The following is a 4,163-nucleotide window of genomic DNA, read 5'->3' on the forward strand; positions in this document are numbered from 1 at the left end:
CGATGACCAGGTCGGCGTCGAGCACGGCCCGCTCGACCTCGTACGCGTTGGAGGCGACGGTCTGCAGGTGGCCCCGGTAGATGGCGTCGGCCTGCCGCAGCCGGGCGACGTTCTTGTCCAGCAGCAGCACCTCGGACTGCAGGCCCAGCGCGATCGCGGCGGCGTTCATGCCGGAGACGCCGGCGCCGATGACCACGGTCTTGGCCGCGTACACGCCGGAGACACCGCCGGGCAGCACACCGCGCCCACCGCCGGTACGCATCATGTAGAAGGCGCCCACCTGCGGGGCGAGCCGGCCGGCCACCTCGGACATCGGGGCGAGCAGCGGCAGCGACCGGTCGGGCAGCTCGACCGTCTCGTACGCGATGCCCGTGACCCGGCGGTCGATCAGCGCGTCGGTGCACTCCTTGGAGGCGGCCAGGTGCAGGTAGGTGAAGAGCACCTGCCCATCGCGCATCCGGTGGTACTCCTCGGCGATCGGCTCCTTGACCTTGAGCACCAGCTCGGCGGTCTCCCACACCTCGTCGGCGGTGGCGAGGATCTTCGCGCCGGCGGCGGCGAACTCCTCGTCGGTGATGCTGGAGCCAATTCCGGCGCCGGACTCGACGAAGACCTGGTGGCCGCTGCGGGTGAACTCGTTGACGCCCGCTGGCGTGATCGCCACGCGGTACTCGTGGTTCTTGACCTCGCGTGGGATTCCGACCTTCACGATGCAGACACCTCTCTTCGGGGCTGCTCTCCCCCGACTGCTCGGTGCCGCGACGGCCCCTTTGCCACCGCGGTACACCGGTCCCGCGGCGGCAGTCTAGGCGCGCCCGGCGCCGCCGCGAGCCAGCACAGTGGCATCCGGTGCGCGGGTGTCCTGACGAAGTGTCAGGGCACCACCCGGATGCGGCGGTCGAGCGTCACCTCAGCCGACAGGACAGTGTTTCACCATTATCGTCCCATCTGCCGGGTGGCGGTGCGGACAGGCGGCGAGTGGATCACTAATGTGTCCGCCCATGACCACTCCTCCTTACCAGCCCGGGTACCCCCAGCCGGGGTACCCCCAGGGCGTCTCCGACAAGAGCAAGATCGTCGCGGGCATCCTCGGCATCCTGCTCGGCACCTTCGGTGCCGGTCGGTTCTACACCGGACACACCAAGATCGCCGTTCTCCAGCTCGTCGTGAGCCTGGTGACCTGCGGTGTCGGCGCCCTCTGGGGCGTCGTCGACGGCATCCTCATCCTGGTCAACGGCGGCACGGACGCGCAGGGCCGTCCGCTGCGCGACTCCTAGGCCAGACAGCGAAAGGGGCCCCGCGGCTGACCGCGGGGCCCCTTTCGCGCGTACTCCCCACCGGGCTGGACCGGCGGCGACGCTCAGCGCGGCAGCGGCGCGTCCGCCCGGCGCAGCTGCGTGAAGCCGGTGTCCCGGGCGCGGGCCGCGGCCAGCAGCCCGGCCACCGCCGACGCGTTGGTGATCTCACCGGCCAGGACCATGGCGACCGCCTCGTCCAGGTCGATCCGGACGACCTGGAGGTCGGCCTCCTCGTCGTGGCGCTCGTGCCGCTCGTCGGCCGGCACGTCGCCGAGGTCCCGGGCCAGGAACACCCGGACGATCTCGTTGGTGAACCCCGGCGAGCTGTGCAGGTCGACAAGCACGTCGACCCGCCCGGCGGTGAGGTCGGCCTCCTCGGCCAGCTCCCGCAGCGCCGCCGCCGGCAACTCCTCGCCGGAGACGTCCATCAGGCCCGCCGGCAGCTCCCACAGGTGCCGCCCGACCGGGTGCCGGTACTGCCGGATCAGCACCACCTGGCCGGCGTCGTCGAGCGCCACCACGGCCACCGCCCCGACGTGCCGGACGAGGTCCCGCAGCCCGGTCCCACCGCCCGGCATGGTCACCTCCTCGGTGACCACGTCGAAGATCCGACCCCGGTACCGCTCCTCCCGGGAGCGCACCTCGTAGCGGTGCTCAAGGTTGCTCATGACGTGGACGACGCCTTCGTCGCGGCGCCGTTGCGGGCGGCCTTGCGCGTCGTCGGGGCCTCCGCCGCCGCGTCCAGGTCGACGGGCAGCTGGTCGGCCTGCGAGTACGCCACCGCGGCCTTGACGAACGAGGCGAACAGCGGGTGCGGACGGGTCGGGCGGCTCTTCAACTCGGGGTGCGCCTGGGTGGCCACGAAGAACGGGTGCAGGCTGCGGTCCAGTTCGACGAACTCGACCAGCCGCCCGTCCGGCGAGGTGCCGGAGATGTGCAGGCCCGCCTTGGTCAGCGCGTCCCGGTAGGCGTTGTTCACCTCGTACCGGTGCCGGTGCCGCTCGCTGATCTCGGTGCTGCCGTACGCCTCGGCGACGATGGAGCCCTCGGTCAGGGTCGCCGGGTACGCGCCCAGGCGCATGGTGCCGCCCAGGTCGCCCCGGCCGGCGACGATGTCCTCCTGGTCGGCCATCGTGGCGATGACCGGGTGGGCCGCCTGCTCGTCGAACTCCAACGAGTTGGCGCCGTCCAGGTCGGCCAGGTGCCGGGCCACCTCGATGGTCATGCACTGCAGGCCGAGGCAGAGGCCGAGCAGCGGGATGCCGGCCTCGCGGGCGTACCGGGCGGTGCCGATCTTGCCCTCGATGCCGCGGACGCCGAAGCCGCCGGGGATGAGGATGCCGTCCACGCCGGCCAGCGCTGCGGCGGCGCCGGCCGGGGTGACGCACTCGTCGCTGGGCACCCAGCGCAGCTGCACCCGGGCCCGGTGGCCGAAGCCCGCCGCCCGGATCGCCTCACTCACCGACAGGTACGCGTCGGGCAGGTCGACGTACTTGCCGACCACCGCCACGGTGACCGTGTGCCGGGGGCGGTGCACCCGCTCCAGCAGGTCGTCCCAGCTGGCCCAGTCCACGTCCCGGAAGGAGAGGCCGAGCCGGCGCACCACGTACGCGTCCAGGCCCTCCCGGTGCAGCACCTTCGGGATGTCGTAGATGCTCGGGGCGTCCGGGGCGGCGACGACCGCCTCGGCGTCCACGTCGCAGTAGAGCGACAGCTTCTCCTTGAGCTTGACCGGGATCTCCCGGTCGCAGCGCAGCACGATCGCGTCCGGCTGGATACCGATGTTGCGCAGCTGCGCCACCGAGTGCTGGGTCGGCTTGGTCTTCAGCTCACCCGACGGCGCCAGGTACGGCACCAGCGAGACGTGCAGGTAGAAGCAGTTGTCGCGGCCCAGGTCGTGGCGGACCTGACGGATCGCCTCCAGGAACGGCAGCGACTCGATGTCGCCGACCGTGCCACCGACCTCGGTGATCACCACGTCGGGGAGCTGGCCGTCCTCGTCCGGATCGGCCATCGCCAGGATCCGCGACTTGATCTCGTTGGTGATGTGCGGGATGACCTGGACGGTGTCGCCCAGGTATTCCCCCCGGCGCTCCTTGGCGATCACGTCGGAGTAGATCTGGCCGGTGGTGACGTTCGCCTTGCCGGACAGCGCCCGGTCGAGGAACCGCTCGTAGTGCCCGACGTCGAGGTCGGTCTCGGCGCCGTCCTCGGTGACGAAGACCTCACCGTGCTGGAACGGGTTCATCGTCCCCGGGTCGACGTTCAGGTAGGGGTCGAGCTTCTGCATCACCACGCGCAGCCCGCGCGCGGTCAGCAGGTTGCCGAGGCTGGAGGCGGTGAGGCCCTTACCCAGCGAGGAGGCAACGCCCCCGGTGACGAAAATGTGCCTGGTCGTCCGTGCTGATGGGGCCAAGGCCTGCTCCCGTGTCGTCTGTCGCGGTCATGCAGACCGCCGTGCTTGATCAGCAAAGTGATCACGCGATCCACGGGATTCGACGGTAACACCTCCCGGGCGGGTACCCGCAGGCCGCACCCCGGCTGTGACACCTCCGGGCCATCGGGGCGAGGCCCGGCGCTCAGGGCGCGGCAACCTCGGTCGATGACCGGGAGACCTGCCGGGGCGGTACGGGCACCGTCGGCGCGGGGTCCGGCGTCGACCCGCTCGCGGTCGGTCCGGCCGGTTCGTCGGCGTCCCCCCGGCGGTCACCCGGGGGCTCCGACGCCGGTTGGGTGACCTTCGCCGGTGCGTTCGAGGGCGGGCCACCGATCGGACGGGGGTGCACCGCGCCCAGTGGCCCACCGCCGCCGGTCGGGCCGTCACCCCCACCGACCGGGCCGACCCAGCCCGACCCCGAGTCGTCG

4 protein-coding genes and 1 pseudogene are annotated in these 4,163 nt (G+C 71.8%); 1 reads left to right on the forward strand and 4 read right to left on the reverse strand.

Translation table 11 applies throughout. The features are described from left to right. Positions 1–709: alanine dehydrogenase (locus tag PSH25_RS05630; protein WP_372492729.1), on the reverse strand; the 709-nt coding region annotated here is incomplete at its 3' end. A gap of 280 nt (positions 710–989) precedes the next feature. Between PSH25_RS05630 and PSH25_RS05635 the strand changes: the two genes are divergently transcribed. After that, positions 990–1,277 (forward strand): TM2 domain-containing protein, encoded by a 288-nt coding sequence (locus tag PSH25_RS05635; protein WP_372492730.1) that lies wholly within the window; start codon positions 990–992, stop codon positions 1,275–1,277. 83 nt (positions 1,278–1,360) lie between these two features. Here the strand turns inward: PSH25_RS05635 and PSH25_RS05640 are convergent, their stop codons facing one another. From PSH25_RS05640 to PSH25_RS05650, 3 genes and pseudogenes are all read right to left on the reverse strand, one after another. Further along, the gene (locus PSH25_RS05640; protein WP_238657994.1) at positions 1,361–1,966 is read right to left on the reverse strand and encodes an NUDIX domain-containing protein; all 606 of its coding nucleotides are present in this window, start codon (positions 1,964–1,966) and stop codon (positions 1,361–1,363) included. Continuing rightward, entirely contained in the window at positions 1,963–3,714 is a 1,752-nt protein-coding gene (pyrG, locus tag PSH25_RS05645) for a CTP synthase (RefSeq protein WP_238657995.1), read from the reverse strand. Before pyrG ends, PSH25_RS05640 begins: the two co-directional genes overlap by 4 nt. 163 nt (positions 3,715–3,877) lie before the next feature. Then, positions 3,878–4,163 (reverse strand): annotated as a pseudogene (locus tag PSH25_RS05650) (hypothetical protein); the annotation flags it as partial.

This window comes from Micromonospora foliorum, from assembly GCF_022229015.1.
In the GTDB taxonomy this organism is placed as follows: domain Bacteria; phylum Actinomycetota; class Actinomycetes; order Mycobacteriales; family Micromonosporaceae; genus Micromonospora; species Micromonospora foliorum.

Bases quoted from the DNA above. Each gene is read 5' to 3' on its own strand.
- PSH25_RS05635 (WP_372492730.1), top strand. From the start codon at position 990: ATGTGTCCGCCCATGACCACTCCTCCTTACCAGCCCGGGTACCCCCAG.
- PSH25_RS05640 (WP_238657994.1), bottom strand. From the start codon at position 1,966: ATGAGCAACCTTGAGCACCGCTACGAGGTGCGCTCCCGGGAGGAGCGG.